Genomic DNA, 17,215 nt, shown 5'->3' with positions numbered 1-17,215 from the left:
CGTCAGCTCGTCCGGCCCTTGGCGTCGAAGTGCCGCATCCGGTTGAGGACGTCTTCGGCGGTGGGGGCGGCGATTTCGTCGGTGATGCGTCCGTCGGCGAGGAAGATCACGCGGTCCGCGTAGGAGGCGGCCACCGGATCGTGGGTGACCATCACGATGGTCTGCCCCAGCTCGCGTACGGAGTCCCGGAGGAAGCCCAGGACTTCGGCGCCGGAGCGGGAGTCGAGGTTGCCGGTCGGCTCGTCCGCGAAGACGATCTCCGGCCGGCTCGCCAGCGCGCGGGCCACGGCGACCCGCTGCTGCTGTCCGCCGGAGAGCTGTGACGGCCGGTGGTGGAGCCGTCCGGCCAGGCCGACGGTCCGTACGACCAGGTCCAGCCACTGCTGATCGGGCTTGCGGCCGGCGATGTCCATCGGCAGCGTGATGTTCTCCAGGGCGGTCAGCGTGGGCAGCAGATTGAATGCCTGGAAGACGAAGCCGATCTTGTCCCGGCGGAGCCTGGTGAGCTGCCGGTCATGGAGGCGGGAGAGCTCGGTGTCACCGATCCGGGCGGATCCCCCGGAGATGGTGTCGAGCCCCGCCATGCAGTGCATCAGCGTCGACTTGCCCGAGCCGGACGGCCCCATGATCGCGGTGAACCGGCCACGCCCGAACTCCACGCGGACCGAGTCGAGGGCGACGACACGGGTCTCGCCCTCGCCGTAGACCTTGCTCAGTCCGGTGGCGCATGCCGCGGCCTCAACAGGGCCTGAGGCGAGGCGAGTTGGGGGAGTGGCGGCGGCTGCGTACGGCAAGGACGGCTGCGGCATGGGGGCTCCTGGAAGGGGGTTCGACGTACCTCCATCGTGGTTGCGCGGAGGGCCGGATCCGTCGCCCTCAGGTCCTGGATCAGCGGCCTGCCGAAGGGCAGACCCGCCGGGCGGACGTATGCCGCGCGGAAGACGACGCCTCTACCCAAAGAAAGACCCCACGATCCGGGCACCCGGTGCTCAGCCCGTCAGGCCCGCCTCACCCGCCGCCCGCCACACGAACCCGCTGCCCGACACCTGAACCGGCCCCGACCTTGCTGCCGCCGACGTACTCCGCACCCCTCCCGAAGGAGTGACTTACCCTCCAGAGCCCTGCCGGTGAACCCGGCGTCCCGCAACGCGCGGATCTTGTTGACCTTGTCGATGGAGGCGACGGTGCGGCCTTCCACCTGTACCAGCTTCATGGGCACCTTGGCCCCCTTCATCGCGACGGAGCCGAACTTCCCGAACGGGACCACCCCGATCCCGTCGCCCACCAGGTCCATCACGCTCACGTTCGCCCCACCGAGCTTCGCCGCCCCACGGGTGGCGAGGGCGCCGAGGGAGGCACCTGCGCTGGCGAGGGCCAGGGCACCGGAGAGATCGGTCTCGCGTGAGGTGGAAGGCGCTTCGGGAGCAAGCCGGCTCCCGAACGGCTCCCCGCGTCTGCCTGTGAGTCAGACGGAGGCAGGGGTGCCGAGCATCGCGGAAGCCTGCTGGAACGGGCTGAGGGCACGCGTGGGCGCCGCGACGGGGAGAGCGCCGCGGCAGGTGAAGCCGAGTCGGCTCATGGCTCGGAGGACTTCGCCGGCGCTGAAGTCGCGGCGGTCCTGGCGCGTGATGACCTGCCCGACCTGCTTGATCGGATAGGTGCGGCGGCCGATGATCACGGACTCGCCGGTGACCTGTTCGGGCTTGACGCCCTTCATGGACTCCAGGACGCCGCTCTTGGTGAGGTCGAACGGGAAGCGGGCGATGATACAGCGCATGAAGCCTCACAGGGAGAAGAGGGGTGACGGTGTTGCCACGATGAGGTGGTTCAGCACGCACCAGCAGGGGCGAGGATGCCCCGAGCGCCGCCCCGGTTGTCGATGACCGGCGGGGCGCCGGGCTGGTGGCCGCGCGGTGCGTGCGGGGCTCAGGCGGCCGTGTTCACCGCTGTGGTGAAGGGGTTGTAGCTGTCGGGGATGTCGCGCAGTTGGAACCGGTCCGTGTACGTGGGGTTGTCACGGATGGCGGTGAGCTGGGCCTTCGTGACCAGTCCGGTGTACAGACTGTCGTTGTCGCAGACGAGAAGGTGCTCGGTGCAGGCGCCGGCCATGACTGCCAGGGCCACCTCGACGGTCATGTCGTCGCAGACCTGCGGACCTGCCGTGTCCGCGGCGGCGGCCACCGGTCGTGGGAGAGGGGCGGAGCTCACCGAGTGGAGTTGCATCTGAACCAGCGTCAAGACATGCCTCCTGCAGAGCTGGAGAAGCTTCGTGGTCATGAAGGTTCTAGGCTGCCGCGCCGAAGGAGGGCGGCCGCACGGCGGTGCGCCGGACCGCGGAGGCGGCGCTGCGTCGGCCGCGGGAGGACGTGCGGCGGCTGCGCTGACGTTGCTCGGCCACCGGTGCGGTGATCGTCACGGGGATACCGGAGGGGGCCTGGGCGCCGGTGATCCGGCGGAGTGTCTCTTCGCCGGAGCGGACCGGAGTGGTCCGGGGGACGATGCCGGCGGTGGCCATGAGGCGGGTCATGTCGCGGCGCTGGTTGGGGGTGACCAGGGTGACGACGCTGCCGGACTCGCCGGCCCGTGCGGTGCGGCCGCCGCGGTGGAGGTAGTCCTTGTGGTCGGTGGGCGGGTCGACGTTGACGACGAGGTCGAGGTTGTCGACGTGGATGCCCCGTGCCGCGACGTTCGTCGCGACGAGCACCGTGACGTGCCCGGTCCTGAACTGGGCCAGGGTCCGGGTGCGCTGAGGCTGCGACTTCCCGCCGTGCAGCGCGGCGGCCCGTACGCCGCTCCTGAGCAGGTCCTGCGTCAGCCGGTCGACGGCGTGCTTGGTGTCCAGGAACATGATCACCCGGCCGTCGCGGGCGGCGATCTCGGTCGTTGTCCGGTGCTTGTCGGCTCCCTGGACGTGCAGGACGTGGTGCTCCATCGTGCTGACCGCGCCTGCCGACGGGTCGACGGAGTGGACGACCGGGTCGGTGAGGTAGCGACGGACCAGAAGGTCGACGTTGCGGTCGAGGGTGGCGGAGAACAGCATCCGTTGGCCCTCGGGGCGTACCTGGTCCAGGAGCGCGGTGACCTGGGGCATGAAGCCCATGTCGGCCATCTGGTCGGCCTCGTCCAGGACGGTGACCGCTACCTGGTCCAGTCGGCAGTCGCCCCGGTCGATGAGGTCCTTGAGGCGGCCCGGCGTCGCGACGACGACTTCGGCGCCGGCGCGCAGTGCGCTGCACTGCCGGCGGATCGGCATTCCGCCGACGACGGTGGCCAAACGCAGCCTCACCGAGCGGGCGTACGGGGTAAGAGCGTCGGTCACCTGCTGGGCCAGCTCACGGGTCGGTACGAGGATGAGAGCCAGCGGCCGGCCGGGTTCGGCACGCTGTCCCGCGGTGCGCGCCAGCAGGGCCAGACCGAAGGCGAGGGTCTTGCCCGAGCCCGTGCGCCCACGACCGAGTACATCGCGGCCCGCGAGGGTGTTGGGCAGGGTCGCGCCCTGGATCGGGAACGGGACGCGCATGCCCTGCGCGGTGAGCGAGGCGAGCAGCTGCTCGGGGAGGCCGAGGTCGGTGAACGCCTCGACGGCGGGCAGCGCGGGAGTGATCGTCTTCGGCAGGGCGAACTCGCCCGAGGCCACCGCGGACCTTCGACGGCTCGGGCCGCCGGAACGGTTGGAGGCGGGCGAGCCGAAGCGGTTGCCGCGTTGTGCACCGGCGCCGGTGTCAAAAGCGGGGCCACCGGTTCGGCTGCGGCGGGGGGAGCGGCTGTTTGTACGTGCGGGGTTCATACAGAACCTTCCTTGAGGCGGCACGCATCAAGGAACTCTCGCAGCAGGGAAACAGTGCGGAGAGTCGCAAGTACGGGCCGAATGAGATGCGAAAGCGGGTGTGGCCTGCAATGTGGCAGATTTAAATGCAGGCGATTAAACCGGTCAGAATTCTTGGACGGTGATCCGTGAGTGAGAAATCCGCCGGGGAATGTTCGCAGCTGGGGCCCGCACCCCGAGGGATGCGGGCCCCAGCTACGAAGTGTGTGTCGGCGTCAGGCGGGAATGATGTTCTCGGCCGTCGGGCCCTTCTGGCCCTGCGCGATGTCGAAGGTGACCTTCTGACCTTCGGTCAGCTCACGGAAGCCTTGGGCGGCGATGTTCGAGAAATGGGCGAACACGTCGGCGCCGCCACCGTCCTGCTCGATGAAGCCGAAACCCTTGGCCGCGTTGAACCACTTCACAGTGCCGGATGCCATGTCATATCTCCTTGTGGGGCAGTACGCCGGTACCCGCAATCGACGGATATCGGGTCGCCGCGATGATGCCCCGCCCGGAGTATGACCGGAAATACAAAACGCTCTCCGCAGCTGAAAACTGCTGACGCGAGCGTTGAAGTTTCGGGAACCACAACTGCAACTATGAACGACAGTAGCATGTGGTGGCGGCCTGTGTGCGGTAAATATTTCCGATCTGTTTGCCGCGGTAAACACACTGTCCGCGCAGCGCGTTAAACTCTCATGTCGCGGTCATAGATATTGGGACACCGCGAAATGCGGTGTCCCAGAAGAGTGGTCGCTTATGTCTGGCTCGTCGGGCGCCATTATTGAGGGTGAGATCGCCCTGCGATGTCGCTCCCACCAGCCTGTACGCCGACCCCGACACGGAACGGCGGCCGCGCAGCGCTGCTACTGCGGCTCTGACACGGTCGCCCCAGGTCCCACCACCATCGCTTGAAGGCCGCCGCCCGTAGTCCACGCGAAGCAGCCGGACGGCAGGGCTGTCCGGGGAGCGCCGGGTCGTGCGCGCTCCGCGTACAGGCGGGAGGCGCAGGGGTGGTGCGCCCACGCCTCAGTCCGAGCTCGCGGTCGTCGGGTTCTCCGCTTCGGCGGCCTTGCGGTATTCGGCGTTGATGCGCTGAGCCTCTTCGAGCTGATCCTCGAGGATCACGATGCGGCAGGCGGCCTCGATGGGGGTGCCCTGATCGACGAGTTCCCGGGCGCGGGCGGCGATCCGCAACTGGTAGCGCGAGTAGCGGCGGTGCCCACCGGCGGAGCGCAGCGGGGTGATGAGGCGGGCTTCTCCGATGGCGCGGAGGAAGCCCTGCGTGGTTCCGAGCATCTCGGCGGCCCGCCCCATCGTGTAGGCGGGGTAGTCGTCGTCATCGAGACGGCTGAACGAGTCGTCTGCTGTCATTTGCACCTCTCTGTGGAACGCGTCGAGGGGCCCGAGTGCCAATTGGCACCCGGGCCCCGAAGGAACTTGCTACACCATCTGCCGGCCCTGATGTCGCACCGGCCTTCTGTTTCCGCCGACCCGACCTGGAAGGTGTCGGGGTTGCGGGGATCGCGGTTGCTTGACCGGAGACCACCTCACTATCGATGTCCTGCGGTACCCGGGCGCAACATTCCGCCCAGGCGATCCTGATGGCGCCTGGCTCCTCCGTTCCTCCCTCTGGATTCGATCACTTGTCTACCGCTGGTACTGCTCTGTGGCCTGTCACAGCGCCACCCTCCGGCAACCAGCCCCGTCGCCCGTCCTGCGTCTGCTCTGGCTTGGAACCCCACTGCCGGACATCCCGGTGCGCGCGCCCGCAGCCGACGCCTTCACCGAGGTGCTGCTTCCTCGACTGCACTGCTCATGGCAGCCCCTGATCACTGCGGGCCACCCGGTCCGGTCGTCAGTCCCGTCGCCGTCCTGCGAAAGCCTGGCTTCGAAACTCCACCACCGCACCGCCCTGCGAACTACAACTGCGAATACTGCTGCCCGCCAGTTCATCTCTGCCGGGCCCTGTTGTCTCTCTGGCTACGAGAGAAACCATAACCAGGTCAAAGCCCAATGTCTACTCTGGCCGAAGTAGATTTACGTGAGTCGTCCAGTGAGACAGTCATCCTCGGTCACTGAGTGGGCATGAGGCCCACCCCGGTCGGCCTCACCGGCTCCGACCGGCGCCGATGCGTCGGCCACGATCGGCGGGCCAGATCGTGTACCTGCGGTGAGTGCGCCTGCGACCTTCGGCATCGTGGTCGTTGTCGTCCCGGAGCTCGTCACCAACACCCCGCGCAACGGCGGCACCTGCAGCTCGCCACCGTTGACGTCGTCGCTGCCCGCGCCGGTCTCGATGATGGCCAGGCCGGACATCGCGTGGGGGGGTGAAGATGTTCAGCAGTCCGTTTCGCCCGTGAGCGGCCTCCCGGAGGAACGCGGAGCATGCGTTCGTGAGGTCGTGCAGGGTCTCCGTGGAGCCGGTGGTGATGTTGATCGTGCGGGTGGTGAAGGTGCCGGCCATGATTCACCGGTACCCGTCGCGGAGCCTGAGCCCCAACGGCCGGATGGGTGAACAACATTCGCTTCGCGTCAGCCCCGCTTCTCCTCTTCGGCTTCCATGAGCCGGATTCCCTGGTGCGTCAGCGTGACCATTACGGGTGTGTTTCCTTGTTCCCAGTCGACGGTGACGAGCCCTTCGCCCACCAGATATGCGCAGGCGGCGGCCAGATCCTGCTCGGGAATCTGAAGATCGTCGCGCAGCTTTGCCCCGGTGACGCCAAGGAAGCGATTGCCTTCCGTGGTCTCGTACAGGGCCTTCATGATCGCCTCGCGGTAGTGCTTCCGCTCTTGCAGTGTTGCCATGATCGCTGTCCACTCGTGTCGGCGCCGACTCGGAGCCTGTGGGACAGGCGACGCAGTACACCCCGCCCCGCCCCGCCGCCCGTTGCCGGCTCTGGCTTCAGATTTCGTCCGTCTGTGTGCGGGCGTCCCTGGAGGATCGACTCGTCACCAGCCAGGGCTGCGCCGGCTCTGGTGCGTGGGTGGTGTCGACGGTGAGGTGGAGGCGGGTTCCGCCTGAGTCGTCGACGGGGTAGCTGCGCTGTTCGGTGGCGGCGAAGTGATGACGGAGAACGTCTGCGACCTGACGGGCGGCTTCGGGTGACGCGGCGACGATGCGAACGTCGGCGCGTCCGGCCGAGGGGAGTTCTGGTGGCTTCATGGTGGCCTCGTTCCTTTGGGGACGGCAGGATGACGTGTCGATGGGTGTGATGCCGTCGCGTCACACCCACCGCCCCCGGTCAGGAAAAGGTCGGTGTCATCTGCGGCCCCCGGTGTGGTGCTCGTGGTGGGTGGTTACGGGCGGTTCAGTGGGCTCGGTCGGCTGTCGGTTCGGGCAGCTCCGCCGTCCGGATCCTCGCAGGGCGGCGCTACAGGGGCAGGCCGCGATCCGCTCGTCGTGCCGCGCGTTGAGCAGATGGATCAGGATCACGCCCGCGACGATCATGAGGATGATCACGGCTACGGTGATGATCGTCTCCGTGTCCTCACATCCCTCGGGCGGAGGTCAGGAGCTCGGCCGGTTTCTCTGCCGCCGAGGCGGCTCCGCCGTCGGTCTCCCACTCTTCTTCCTCCTGCAGCTCCTCCTGCGCGTGACGGGTGGTGTCCTCGCGCGTCATCAGCGCGCTGGCGGTGTGGAGGCCGCCGGGGGTGGCCGCGGCGGACATCAGCCGGGCGGCGGCGGCAGCGCCGGTCTCCGGCGGGATCACCAGCAGGTCCCAGCGGCCCGCGGTGTAGGAGAGGAGGATCAGCTTGTTCGGGTCCTGCTCTTCGGCGAACCAGCCCACGTGCACCGTGTGCCCCTTCACCGGCACCTTTCGCGGCACCACGGGCCAGTGGGTCGGGTTCACCGTGACACGGGTGATCCGGCCCCAGCGCGCATCCAGCACGTCGGTCAGAGCGGGAATTTCGCGGGAGAGATCGCGAGAGCGGGGCCACCAAGCGCCATCCAGGAGACCCAGAGGCGATCCTGCCGGAGTGAAGGAGAGGCGGGCCGGTGAAGAAGGTACGCGCTCGCCGGTGATCGTACGGTCGGTGGTCGCGGTCATGGCGCGCACCTGTCCCCGGGGCTTGTCGTCGACGTCCCGGTGTTGTTGCTCGCCGAGAACGACACCGGCGTGGCAGCCGGTGTGCGAAGTACTCCCGGTCTCTTCACTCTACTCCGGCCGGCAGTCCGTAAAGGCGCGCGTGACCAGGAACTTTCCTGGCGAACGCGGGTCCGGCTCCGCCGCCGGGCGGCGCGCCCGCGCCCCGGCACGCGGAGTACGGTGAAGTGACGAGGTCACCTCGCCGGGGCGGACGCACCGCCCCGGAAGACGGGTGAACACACATGGCCGACTCCGACACTCCCCGCGTCCCGCAGCCTCTGCCGGACGCGGTCCACCAGGCGGTCAGGCCCGGGACGGCTCTCTTGAGGCTGGTGACCACGCACACCCGCGAGCAAGTTCTCGACGGCGCGTGGTGGCCGCGTTCACGCGACATCGGCGCCGAGCTCCCCGGTCTGATCACGGCGCTGACGGAGCACCTTGGCCCCGTCCTGCGCGTCGGCCTGGACGCCGGTGCCTGGGAAGAACTGCCGACGCGTCTGGTCATCGACGACCGGGTCGTGCACATCGAATCCTTCCCGATCGGTGACGACACCGTCCTCATCACCCGAGGCGACCAGGACCACTTCTCCCTGCTGGTGGTTCCGCCGCACGCGACCCCTGAAGCAGCCCGCGCCGCGATGGCCAGGGCCGTCGAGGCCGGCAACGTCACCCAGGCCGAGCAGATCCTCATCGACACCGGCACCCGTCGCGCCCACCCGGTTCTGGCGGAAGAGACCCGGACGGGCCGCGAACGCGGCGAGCGGTGAGGAAGCCGTCGAGGCTTCGACGCTCCTTCGACGACAAGGGATGCAGGGGGTGGCGGTGCGAGCGTCTTCCGCTGGTCAGACTGCGACTGGAGCGCAGGAACCGAACCTGCGCCACGGCCGGCGGGGTGTGAGTCGGCAATCCAGGACCTGTCCGATGAGTCGGTCATCGTGGGCCGCGCCGAACAGCCTTCGGTTCTGTCGGGAGGATGGACCTCGGGTTCGCGGGTGGCAGTTGCGCGGATGGTGGCATGAGGGGCCGAAGCAGTGAGCACGGGCGCGATGGCAGGATGACGGCGTGGCGACGAATCAGCCGTGGACAGGGCTTCACGGTGACCTGCTGGCGGCGAAGGCGTTGGTGGACGACCCGAGCGGTTCCGCCTGCTCACTGCCGGTGCCCGAACCGGAGAGTGCCGAGTACGCGGCTTGCGCGTTCACGCTCGATGGGCGCTCGGTTCGGTTCCGCGTGGCCAAAACCACCCCGACGAAGGCGGGCCAGTTCGTCACCGTGTGGCAGCGGTCTGCGAAGGGGCCGATCCGGCCCCTTCGACGCCGACGACGGGGCGGACCTCTTCGTCATCAGCAGCCGCGACGACGACGGCTTCGGAGGAACTACTTCTTCAGGCTCGGCCAGACCGGGCATGCCGACCTGACGCGCGCCCGCGCCCTCGATCACCCATAGGTGCCTGCCCGCTGCGCCACGGCGTCCGGCTACTGGGCGAAAGGGGCGAGAGGAGGAGTCGCCGGGCAAGCCTGCGGATGCCGATGCCAACTCAGCGCGTTGGCCGGTCCCTTATGGCGCGTGAAATGGCACACGACCCAATAATGATCTAGACAACAAACAAGGCCCAGGTCACCGACCTGGGCCTCAACTATGGAGCGGGTGACGGGAATCGAACCCGCGCTCTGAGCTTGGGAAGCTCATGTTCTACCATTAAACTACACCCGCGTAATCCCGCCTCGGATCGAGAACGGAACATCGTCGCACACTCTACCCCATCGCCGCCCTGCGGTGCATTTGGCATGCCCGGCTGCTGTGGGAGGGGTGTTCGGTGGGGTCGCTGGGCGGGGGGTGAACCCGTGGTGTCGGGGGTGGGATGCGGGTGCGGGGTGCGGGAGTTGGGGCGTACGGTTGGGCGTCGGAGTGCCGCGTGTGAGGGCGCCCAGTTCATCCCCTAATGTGGCTTTTGTTGTCCACGCAGTTGGGAGAGGGACTTGATGGAGCGCACCGTCGTACGTTGTGCCGAGGGCCACGTGTTCAGCACCGCTTCGTTCCCGATGCAGACCACCGACCGGCTCGGTCCCGGACGGCTGTTGCGCTGCCCGCGCTGTGCTCGGCTGCGGCACTCGGTGCCCGTCGAGCACGCGAAGCGGTAGTGAGTAGCGAGCAGGGAAGAGCGATAGCGGTCGAAGCGATCACAGCGGTCGAAGCGATCACAGCGATTGAAGCGATTGAAGCGATCAAGGGGAGTGTCGTGGCCGTCATGAAGGCCGCGGTGCTTCGTTGAGAGCGGCGGTCCGCCTCGGGTGAGAGGCAGTGGCCGGAAGCAGACGAGGAGTGGGCGAGGCCCGGCTTCCCTGGTGGGGGGCCGGGCCCTCGTCGTGTGGGCGCGTATCCTCGTCTGCGTGCTTCTCTCAGACAAGGACATCCGGGCCGAGATCGATGCTGGTCGGGTGCGCATCGACCCCTACGAAGAGTCGATGGTGCAGCCGTCCAGTATCGACGTGCGGCTCGACCGCTATTTCCGGGTGTTCGAGAATCACCGTTACCCGCACATCGACCCCGCCATCGAGCAGACCGACCTGACGCGTGAGGTCGTGCCCGAGGGCGATGAGGCGTTCATCCTGCACCCGGGCGAGTTCGTGCTCGCCTCGACGTACGAGGTCATCACGCTGCCCGATGACCTCGCGTCCCGGCTCGAAGGAAAGAGCTCGCTGGGGCGGCTGGGGCTGCTGACGCATTCGACCGCCGGTTTCATCGACCCGGGGTTCAGCGGGCATGTGACGCTGGAGCTGAGCAATGTCGCCACGCTGCCGATCAAGCTGTGGCCGGGCATGAAGATCGGGCAGCTGTGCATGTTCCGGCTGACCTCGCCGACCGAGCACCCGTACGGCAGTGAGAAGTACGGCTCCCGCTACCAGGGGCAGCGCGGTCCGACGCCGTCCCGGTCGTTCAAGAACTTCCACCGCACGCAGGTATGACACAGCCGCGGCGGTGTGGGCGGCGCGCTCTACAGGGCGGGCGCGTGGCAGAGGGTGTGGACACAGAAGGTCTGAGAGAGATACGTGAGTGACGTGCGGGAGAACCTGACGTACGAGCGGTTCGGCGGGGCGATCCGTGAGCTGGCGCAGACGATCGCGGATGACGGGTACGAGCCCGATGTCGTGCTGTCGATCGCCCGTGGCGGGGTCTTCGTCGCCGGGGGGCTGGCGTACGCGCTGGACTGCAAGAACATCCACCTGGTGAATGTGGAGTTCTACACCGGGGTGGGGACCACCCTGGAGATGCCGGTCATGCTGGCGCCGGTGCCGAACGCGATCGACTTCTCGGAGAAGAAGGTGCTGATCGCGGACGATGTCGCGGACACCGGGAAGACGCTGAAGCTGGTGCATGACTTCTGCCAGGGGACGGTGGCGGAGGTCCGGAGCGCGGTGATCTATGAGAAGTCGCAGTCGCTGGTGAAGTGCGAGTACGTGTGGAAGCGCACGGATGAGTGGATCAACTTCCCGTGGAGTGTCGAGCCCCCGGTGGTGCGGCGCGCCGGGCAGGTGCTCGACGCCTGAGGTTGAGGTGGCTCGGCCGGCCGATCGCCGTTCTCCGTAAGGGAGTTGGCGGTCGGCCGGTTTCTTTTGTCGTGTGTCGTGTCGCTTTCGGCCGGTCGGGTTTGGTCGGGCGCGTTCCGGGTGTTCCTGTTCCGCCGCTGCTTCGTGGGGGGGGCGGCGTGACCTAGTTCCGTGCCGGGGGTCAGAGCAGCCAGGCCAGGTAGGCGGAGAGGGCTGTGCCGGCGAGGGACGTGAGCGCCAGGCGCTTGGCGAACCGGGCGAGGCGGGTGCCGCGTACCGCCGTGAAGAGGTCCTGATTCGACGTGCCCTTTCGCGGCAGGACGCCGCTCGCCGCGACGGGGAGCGCTGCCGAGCCGAGCAGCAGACCCAGGAAGGCGAAGGCGAGGTGGCTCCAGGCCGAGCCCATGCCGGTGACGACGTAGCCGGCGCCGCCCTTGCGGACCTGGAGCGTGTCGCCGGGTTCGGCCTCCAGGGTGTTCACCCGGGCCCGCGGGGCGCTCGACGGGTCCGCGCCGCCGTCGGCCCCGGCCGGGTGGAAGGTGCCGTAGCAGTGGCGCAGGCCCCCGCCGCCGCCACCGCCGTTGTGGCAGTCGCTGACGGTCAGCGTGCCGCCGGTGCCCAGGAGTCCGCCGGCGACGGCGGCCTGGGTCAGGGATACGCCGAAGATGCCGAGGGCTATCAGCAGGCCGATGATGCCGGCGGCGCGGCCCCCCGCGGTGGGCTGCGGGGCACTCATGGTTGGCATGGACAGACCCTATGGCAGTGCTCAGTGCTCGGTGCTCGGTGCTCGGTGCTCATTGCTCGGTGCTCGGTGCTCATTGCTCAGTGATCGGTGCGCGGCTGCCGCTGGTGCGGTGGGCGGGGTGGGTGCTCGGTGCCCGAGGTGGCCCGGCCGGCCGATCGCCATTCTCCGTAAGTGAGGGGCGGTGTAAGGGAGTTGGCGGTCGGCCGGCTTTTTGGTGCGTCGCTTTCGGCCAATCGCGTTGTGGGTGTTCCACCCCTGCCTACCTCCGAGTAGAACCCGCGTAACAGGCGACCGGAGGGGAGGCCCCATGGTGCGTAGGAGACGTGGGCGGTGGGCGTTACGTGGGCGGAGTACGGGATATGGGCCGCGTGCGGGGCGTGGGCGGCGGCTGAGGGGCGTCATCGTGACGTCGACGGCGGCCTTGAGCATGGTCTGCACCGTGGCGGTGGGTGGGGCGAGTGCTGCCCCCGGGGTCACGGGCGGCACAGCGGCCGCCGGTGCCGCGGCCGCCAAGCCGCTGTCGGCCGAGCTGGAGAAGATCCGGGCGCGGGAGGCGGACCGGCTCTACGGGGATCCGGCCGAGCGGCCGCTCGGGGAGCGCAAGACCTCGTTGATCTCGCTGGGGGACAGTGAGATCTCGGGCGAGGGCGTCGGGACGTACGAGCCGGGGACGGACGGGCCGGACAACTGGTGCCACCGGTCGCCGGACGCGGCGATCCACCGGACCGGGATCGGCGCGGACGTCACGTACAACGCCGCCTGCTCGGGTGCGGGCACCGGCAATATCGTGCTCGGCGGCAGCAAGCAGTACGCCGATGAGCTGGTGCAGAGCGACAGCCTCGCCATCGCGGCCCGGAACACCCGGCTGAAGATGGTGCTCCTGGTGGCCGGCGCCAACGACGATCTCCAATTCGGGCCGGTGATGACGGACTGCGTCACCCGCTGGTTCCTGTTCCAGGGGACCTGCGAGCCGAAGTACCAGCCGGGCTGGCAGGCGCGGGTCGACGGGCTGGTGCCGAAGGTCGAGCGGACGGTCGGCGATCTGCGGACCGTGATGCGGGACGCGGGGTACGCCGATGGCGACTACCGGCTCGTGGTGATGTCGTATCCGAGCCCGATCGGGCCGGACGTGGAGGACAACCCGCGGTATCCGGGGAAGCTGCCGGGCGGCTGCACGGGCTACACCTCCGACGCGGGCTGGGGGCGCAATGCCGCCGTCCCGGCGTTCGAGAAGGGGGTGCGGAAGGCCGCGCGGGACGGCGGCGCGACCTATCTGGACGCCTCGCGGCTGTTCCATGGGCACGAGGTCTGCATGGAGGAGACCTGGGCCCGCGGGCTGTATGTGAACCTCACCAACCCCTTCCCGCCGAACTCGAATTCGGTGCGGCAGTCCTTCCACCCGAACGCCCGCGGGCACGGCGCGTTCGCGTCCTGTCTGACCCAGCTGTACGCGTCCGGGCTGCGCGAGGCGGCCTGTGCCGATCCGGCGAGCACCGGGCAGCCGAAGCTGTACGCGGGGGCCTGGGACGACGCGTACCGGCCGCTGAAGAACGCCGGGACCGGGAGCTGTGTGGATGCGACCGGGGGCGCCAGCCGTAACGGCACGGTGGTCGGCGGCTGGGACTGCCACGGTCAGCGCAACCAGGGCTGGTGGTACGACCCGGAGCAGCGGTCGCTGCATGTGGAGCTGACCCAGGACCGGTGTCTGGACGTGCCGGGCGGGCGGTACGCGGCCGGGGCCGGGCTGGTGCTGTGGAACTGCTCCGGCGCCGAGAACCAGCGGTTCGTACGGGCCGACGGCGGCACCGTCCGGCCGGCCGCCGCGACCTCGCTGTGCCTGACGCTGGCCGGGGCGAAGGAGCCGCTGCGGTTGCAGGGGTGCGACGGGTCGGCCGGGCAGCGGTTCGCCTAGGGCCGGGGCCCCCGTACGGCAAGGGGCCCGCTCCGGAGCCGAGTGCTCCGGGGCGGGCCCCTTGCCGTGGCCGGTGTGGCCCTACAGCGTGCCGAGCTTCACCAGGGCGAGCAGCGCGACCAGCTGGATCGCGGCGGCACCGAGCGCCTTGGGCCACGGAAGATCGTGCGACTTGCTGACCATGGAGGTGAGCAGATAGCCGGTGGCGAGCCAGGTCAGCCAGCCCAGGACCTGGACCAGGGTGCTGTCGCCGCCGAGGAACATCGCGAACAGCAGCCGGGGCGCGTCCGAGATCGTCATGATCAGCATGGTCAGGCCGATGGTCGGCTGCCAGGCGCCGTCGCCGCCCAGCTGGCGGGCCATGGTGTGGGTGACCGTACCCAGGATCAGGCTGCCGATGATGAACATCACAGCGGTGATCAGCAGCCAGAGGATGCTGTTGGAGAGAGTGGAGTTGAGCACATCCTCGCGGGCCTTGTCGAAGCCGAAGACCGCGAGCAGGCCGTAGATGAAGGTGACGATCAGCGCCGGGGCCCAGACCTGGTGGTCCCGCATCTGCCAGAACGTGGCGTCGGGGCGCAGCACGATGCCGGGCAGCAGCTGCTTCCAGTGCAGCCGGGGGCCGGCCGGGGGCGCGCTGGTCTGGCCGGCGCGGTAGGTGCCGCCCGCCCCGTACTCGTCGGAGCCGCCGCCGTACTGGCCGTCGGGCGCCCCGTAGGCGTCCGGGGCGTCGCCGACGCTGAACTGCTGGGTGTGACCAGGGTTGTTGTCGTTCGAATACGGTGCGTAGGACTGCCGGGGTGGGTAGTCGCCGTCACCGAAGTACTCGGGCTCGCCGTACTGCCCGTGCGGCTGCGGCTGCCCCTGCGGTCCGCCGCCGAACTGCTGCGGTGCCTGCTGCTGCCATTGCCCAGGCGGCGACGGGGGCCGCTGCCCGTACGGCCCTTGCTGCCCGTACGGAGCCTGCTGCCCCTGCTGTCCCTGCTGTCCGTTCTGCGCGGGGCGGGCATCCCGTCCGCGACCCATCCTGAATCCAGCCACGTACTCGAAAGTACCTGGTCTGCGTGGATCGGGTGGCGGAGCCGGGGGATCGGGGCCCGGTTTGCATCTGACCTGTGACATCCCCTAGGGGGTTCCCCGAGGGGGTATGCGGCCGGGGGCCGGGGTCCAGCGGAGGGTGAGGTCCGGCAGGTTCTCCATGTTGGCGCTGCCGTCGTTGGCGGCCACGACCCGGAAACCGTGGTGGGCGTAGAACGCCCTTGCCCCGGTGTTGAGTTGAAAGACATGCAGGTACAGGCCGTCGGGGGAGTGCCGGCGCGCCTCGGCGAGGAGCAGCGAGCCGATGCCGGCGCGCCGGACATCGGGACGGAGATAGAGCTGTTCGAGCAGCTCGCCCTGGAGGGACGCATAGCCGACGAGCTCCGTGCCACGGACGGCGACCAGGGTGTGACTCTGCGGCAGCACGATCTCCCGGATCCAGCGGGTGACCTCTTCGTGGGTACGGCGCTGGGGCGGCAGGTAGGGCATGGTGGCCTGCCGTGACGCCTGGTGGACGGCGGCGATCGCGGGGGCGTCGGTGGGGAGGGCGAGCCGGACCCTGACCGGCGGGGCGGGCGGCGTCTCGCGCGGGGCGGGGCGGACCGGCGCGCCCGGATCGTCGGCCGTGGCCCGGCCCGTGTCTGTGTTCATGGCGTCATGCTCGGATGCGTCCTCCGCCGGGACAAGTGTATTAGCCACCGGCCACAAACAGCTGGCGGACCGTCAGGGAGCCCTGAAATCCGCCGTGGTGAAGGAGAGTGCGGGCCGCGCGGCGAGACCTGACGGACCGCCGGGCAGGACCGTCACGGTGTCGTGGGTGCGGTCGCGCCGGGTGAGGAGGACGAGGTCGGCGCGGTGGTCGCCGTCGAAGTCGGTGAGGGCGAGAACCGTTGCGTGCGGGCGCCCGGAACCGGGCAGGCGGGGCACGGGCAGCCGGCGGGCGGTCGTGGAGAGCCCGTTCGCGGTGCCGCGCAGCAGGGCGGGGCGGCGGCCGGCCACGACGAGATCCGGGTTTCCGTCGTGGTCCACGTCACCGGCGGCGAGGGTGGGGATCCCGTCCGTGCCGGTACGGATCCGGCCGGGGCGGCCGCCGACGGAGAGCAGCCCGTCGGTGTCGGCGGTGACGGAGGTCACCGCACGGGCGCTCCCGTTGAAGCGGCCGAAGACCGTGACGTAACCGGGCGGGTAGGCGGCCTGGCCCGCGCGGACCGGGCCCCGGGGGCCGCCGGGGGCGAGCCGGCCGCGGGCCCGGCGGCCGGGGTCGGCGGCCCGTACGAGGAGGTCGTCGGCGCCGTTGCCGTCGAGGTCGGCCGACGACAGGGGCGCGGTGGGCGCGAGGGCGGTCCCCGGGATGTCGACGGGTGCGCCGGCCGCCTCGGGGGCGCCGGTGCGGGTGAACGGGCCCCGCAGATAGCTGATCCGGGGGCCGGTGGCGGTGACGGCCAGGTCGGGTGCGCCGTCGCCGTCGAAGTCGCCGCAGACCGGCTGGTCGGGCCATTCGTTGCCGAATCTCGCCCGGTCCGGGATACGGAGTTTCACGGCGCGGGCGGGGCCGAGGCCGTGCGGTGAGCCGAAGAGGAGCTGGACGGGGACGGGCGGGCGGCCGACGCCGTCGTAGGGCGGGTCGGTGGTGACGACCAGATCGCTGAAGCCGTCCCGGTCGAGGTCGCAGACGGTCTCGGCGTCGAACGAGGCGGGCACGGTCCCCTTGGTGGGGGCGGCGTGGCGGGCCGGGGTGAGCAACTCCCGGGTGGCCGGGTCGAGTCCGCGCGCGGAGCCGTAGACGATGCCGATGCCCGGGTCGTCGTCATGGCCGCCGGACGGCGCGAGCAGGCTGTCGAGGACGAGATCGGGGTGGCCGTCGCCGTTGAAGTCCTGGGCGGTCCGGCTGCCGTGGCCGGCGGGCACGGGGCGCGCCCGCGGCAGTGTGGAGGCGCGGTGGGGCGCGGCGGGACGCGCGTCGTCCGAGGGGGAGAGCAGTCCGCAGGAGCTGAGCAGGAGGGCGAGCCCGAGCCCCGCCGTCGCGGCGATCCGTCTTCCCATGCCGTATCCACCCCACCCGTAAGCCTGTTG

19 protein-coding genes, 1 tRNA gene and 2 pseudogenes are annotated in these 17,215 nt (G+C 69.6%); 6 read left to right on the top strand and 16 right to left on the bottom strand.

Annotated features, from left to right (window positions below):
• Window positions 1-2: 2 nt before the first annotated feature.
• From ACFWJW_RS18665 to ACFWJW_RS18615, 11 genes and pseudogenes are all read right to left on the bottom strand, one after another.
• The gene (locus ACFWJW_RS18665) at window positions 3-809 is read right to left on the bottom strand and encodes an ABC transporter ATP-binding protein (RefSeq protein WP_387242059.1); all 807 of its coding nucleotides are present in this window, start codon (window positions 807-809) and stop codon (window positions 3-5) included.
• Window positions 810-1,465: 656 nt separating this feature from the next.
• On the bottom strand, window positions 1,466-1,777 hold the full coding sequence (locus ACFWJW_RS18660; RefSeq protein ID WP_387242056.1) for an SCO5918 family protein: 312 nt from the start codon (window positions 1,775-1,777) through the stop codon (window positions 1,466-1,468).
• A gap of 149 nt (window positions 1,778-1,926) precedes the next feature.
• A complete protein-coding gene (locus tag ACFWJW_RS18655) occupies window positions 1,927-2,238 on the bottom strand; it encodes a hypothetical protein (protein WP_387242053.1) in 312 nt (103 codons plus the stop codon).
• Between the two features lie 46 nt (window positions 2,239-2,284).
• Window positions 2,285-3,787, bottom strand: a complete 1,503-nt coding sequence (locus ACFWJW_RS18650) for a DEAD/DEAH box helicase (RefSeq protein ID WP_387242050.1) — start codon at window positions 3,785-3,787, stop codon at window positions 2,285-2,287.
• A gap of 254 nt (window positions 3,788-4,041) precedes the next feature.
• On the bottom strand, window positions 4,042-4,245 hold the full coding sequence (locus tag ACFWJW_RS18645; protein ID WP_387242047.1) for a cold-shock protein: 204 nt from the start codon (window positions 4,243-4,245) through the stop codon (window positions 4,042-4,044).
• A gap of 592 nt (window positions 4,246-4,837) precedes the next feature.
• Window positions 4,838-5,182: a MerR family transcriptional regulator gene (locus tag ACFWJW_RS18640; protein WP_387242044.1), complete on the bottom strand. Its 345-nt coding sequence runs from the start codon at window positions 5,180-5,182 to the stop codon at window positions 4,838-4,840.
• A gap of 666 nt (window positions 5,183-5,848) precedes the next feature.
• Window positions 5,849-6,275, bottom strand: a pseudogene (locus tag ACFWJW_RS18635) (YjbQ family protein).
• 68 nt (window positions 6,276-6,343) lie between these two features.
• Window positions 6,344-6,616, bottom strand: coding sequence for a hypothetical protein (locus tag ACFWJW_RS18630; RefSeq protein ID WP_387242041.1), 273 nt, complete (start codon window positions 6,614-6,616; stop codon window positions 6,344-6,346).
• Between the two features lie 97 nt (window positions 6,617-6,713).
• Window positions 6,714-6,974 carry a hypothetical protein gene (locus ACFWJW_RS18625; protein ID WP_387242038.1) on the bottom strand — a complete coding sequence of 87 codons (261 nt, stop codon included), beginning with the start codon at window positions 6,972-6,974 and terminating at the stop codon, window positions 6,714-6,716.
• 96 nt (window positions 6,975-7,070) lie between these two features.
• Window positions 7,071-7,271: a hypothetical protein gene (locus ACFWJW_RS18620; protein ID WP_387242035.1), complete on the bottom strand. Its 201-nt coding sequence runs from the start codon at window positions 7,269-7,271 to the stop codon at window positions 7,071-7,073.
• Window positions 7,272-7,299: 28 nt separating this feature from the next.
• Window positions 7,300-7,860 (bottom strand): DUF5994 family protein, encoded by a 561-nt coding sequence (locus ACFWJW_RS18615; RefSeq protein WP_387242032.1) that lies wholly within the window; start codon window positions 7,858-7,860, stop codon window positions 7,300-7,302.
• 281 nt (window positions 7,861-8,141) lie between these two features.
• Here ACFWJW_RS18615 and ACFWJW_RS18610 point away from each other — a divergent pair, with 281 nt between their 5' ends.
• Complete coding sequence (locus tag ACFWJW_RS18610) at window positions 8,142-8,666, top strand: DUF5994 family protein (protein ID WP_387242029.1); 525 nt, start codon at window positions 8,142-8,144, stop codon at window positions 8,664-8,666.
• A gap of 295 nt (window positions 8,667-8,961) precedes the next feature.
• A pseudogene (locus ACFWJW_RS18605) lies at window positions 8,962-9,271 on the top strand (MepB family protein); the annotation flags it as partial.
• A 267-nt stretch (window positions 9,272-9,538) separates the two neighbouring features.
• On the opposite strand, the gene ACFWJW_RS18600 reads toward ACFWJW_RS18605, so the two are convergent.
• A tRNA-Gly gene (locus ACFWJW_RS18600) sits at window positions 9,539-9,612 on the bottom strand.
• 427 nt (window positions 9,613-10,039) lie between these two features.
• Between ACFWJW_RS18600 and ACFWJW_RS18595 the strand changes: the two genes are divergently transcribed.
• The 3 genes from ACFWJW_RS18595 to ACFWJW_RS18585 all read left to right on the top strand — a co-directional run bounded on the left by ACFWJW_RS18595 (window position 10,040) and on the right by ACFWJW_RS18585 (window position 11,447).
• A complete protein-coding gene (locus ACFWJW_RS18595) occupies window positions 10,040-10,171 on the top strand; it encodes a hypothetical protein (protein WP_387242026.1) in 132 nt (43 codons plus the stop codon).
• Window positions 10,172-10,289: 118 nt separating this feature from the next.
• Entirely contained in the window at window positions 10,290-10,865 is a 576-nt protein-coding gene (dcd, locus tag ACFWJW_RS18590; protein WP_387242023.1) for a dCTP deaminase, read from the top strand.
• 84 nt (window positions 10,866-10,949) lie between these two features.
• A complete protein-coding gene (locus ACFWJW_RS18585) occupies window positions 10,950-11,447 on the top strand; it encodes a phosphoribosyltransferase (protein ID WP_042151413.1) in 498 nt (165 codons plus the stop codon).
• A gap of 181 nt (window positions 11,448-11,628) precedes the next feature.
• On the opposite strand, the gene ACFWJW_RS18580 is transcribed toward ACFWJW_RS18585, so the two are convergent.
• Window positions 11,629-12,192 carry a hypothetical protein gene (locus ACFWJW_RS18580; RefSeq protein ID WP_387242020.1) on the bottom strand — a complete coding sequence of 188 codons (564 nt, stop codon included), beginning with the start codon at window positions 12,190-12,192 and terminating at the stop codon, window positions 11,629-11,631.
• 427 nt (window positions 12,193-12,619) lie between these two features.
• Between ACFWJW_RS18580 and ACFWJW_RS18575 the strand changes: the two genes are divergently transcribed.
• Window positions 12,620-14,104: a ricin-type beta-trefoil lectin domain protein gene (locus ACFWJW_RS18575; protein ID WP_387242280.1), complete on the top strand. Its 1,485-nt coding sequence runs from the start codon at window positions 12,620-12,622 to the stop codon at window positions 14,102-14,104.
• Between the two features lie 81 nt (window positions 14,105-14,185).
• On the opposite strand, the gene ACFWJW_RS18570 is transcribed toward ACFWJW_RS18575, so the two are convergent.
• From ACFWJW_RS18570 to ACFWJW_RS18560, 3 genes are all read right to left on the bottom strand, one after another.
• Window positions 14,186-15,130, bottom strand: coding sequence for a Yip1 family protein (locus ACFWJW_RS18570; RefSeq protein WP_387242017.1), 945 nt, complete (start codon window positions 15,128-15,130; stop codon window positions 14,186-14,188).
• 99 nt (window positions 15,131-15,229) lie between these two features.
• Window positions 15,230-15,793 carry a GNAT family N-acetyltransferase gene (locus tag ACFWJW_RS18565; protein WP_387242014.1) on the bottom strand — a complete coding sequence of 188 codons (564 nt, stop codon included), beginning with the start codon at window positions 15,791-15,793 and terminating at the stop codon, window positions 15,230-15,232.
• Between the two features lie 72 nt (window positions 15,794-15,865).
• Window positions 15,866-17,185 (bottom strand): FG-GAP repeat domain-containing protein, encoded by a 1,320-nt coding sequence (locus ACFWJW_RS18560; protein WP_387242011.1) that lies wholly within the window; start codon window positions 17,183-17,185, stop codon window positions 15,866-15,868.
• Window positions 17,186-17,215 lie beyond the last annotated feature (30 nt).

The organism is Streptomyces sp. NPDC127097 (genome assembly GCF_042724075.1).
Classification (GTDB): Bacteria; Actinomycetota; Actinomycetes; order Streptomycetales; family Streptomycetaceae; genus Streptomyces.
This window is presented reverse-complemented; position numbering and strand designations above follow the sequence as displayed.

Bases quoted from the DNA above. Each gene is read 5' to 3' on its own strand.
- ACFWJW_RS18615 (WP_387242032.1), bottom strand. From the start codon at position 7,860: ATGACCGCGACCACCGACCGTACGATCACCGGCGAGCGCGTACCTTCT.
- ACFWJW_RS18570 (WP_387242017.1), bottom strand. From the start codon at position 15,130: ATGGGTCGCGGACGGGATGCCCGCCCCGCGCAGAACGGACAGCAGGGA.
- ACFWJW_RS18650 (WP_387242050.1), bottom strand. From the start codon at position 3,787: ATGAACCCCGCACGTACAAACAGCCGCTCCCCCCGCCGCAGCCGAACC.
- ACFWJW_RS18560 (WP_387242011.1), bottom strand. From the start codon at position 17,185: ATGGGAAGACGGATCGCCGCGACGGCGGGGCTCGGGCTCGCCCTCCTG.
- ACFWJW_RS18645 (WP_387242047.1), bottom strand. From the start codon at position 4,245: ATGGCATCCGGCACTGTGAAGTGGTTCAACGCGGCCAAGGGTTTCGGC.
- ACFWJW_RS18640 (WP_387242044.1), bottom strand. From the start codon at position 5,182: ATGACAGCAGACGACTCGTTCAGCCGTCTCGATGACGACGACTACCCC.
- ACFWJW_RS18625 (WP_387242038.1), bottom strand. From the start codon at position 6,974: ATGAAGCCACCAGAACTCCCCTCGGCCGGACGCGCCGACGTTCGCATC.
- ACFWJW_RS18580 (WP_387242020.1), bottom strand. From the start codon at position 12,192: ATGCCAACCATGAGTGCCCCGCAGCCCACCGCGGGGGGCCGCGCCGCC.
- ACFWJW_RS18630 (WP_387242041.1), bottom strand. From the start codon at position 6,616: ATGGCAACACTGCAAGAGCGGAAGCACTACCGCGAGGCGATCATGAAG.
- ACFWJW_RS18660 (WP_387242056.1), bottom strand. From the start codon at position 1,777: ATGCGCTGTATCATCGCCCGCTTCCCGTTCGACCTCACCAAGAGCGGC.
- ACFWJW_RS18610 (WP_387242029.1), top strand. From the start codon at position 8,142: ATGGCCGACTCCGACACTCCCCGCGTCCCGCAGCCTCTGCCGGACGCG.
- ACFWJW_RS18665 (WP_387242059.1), bottom strand. From the start codon at position 809: ATGCCGCAGCCGTCCTTGCCGTACGCAGCCGCCGCCACTCCCCCAACT.
- ACFWJW_RS18575 (WP_387242280.1), top strand. From the start codon at position 12,620: ATGGTCTGCACCGTGGCGGTGGGTGGGGCGAGTGCTGCCCCCGGGGTC.
- ACFWJW_RS18565 (WP_387242014.1), bottom strand. From the start codon at position 15,793: ATGAACACAGACACGGGCCGGGCCACGGCCGACGATCCGGGCGCGCCG.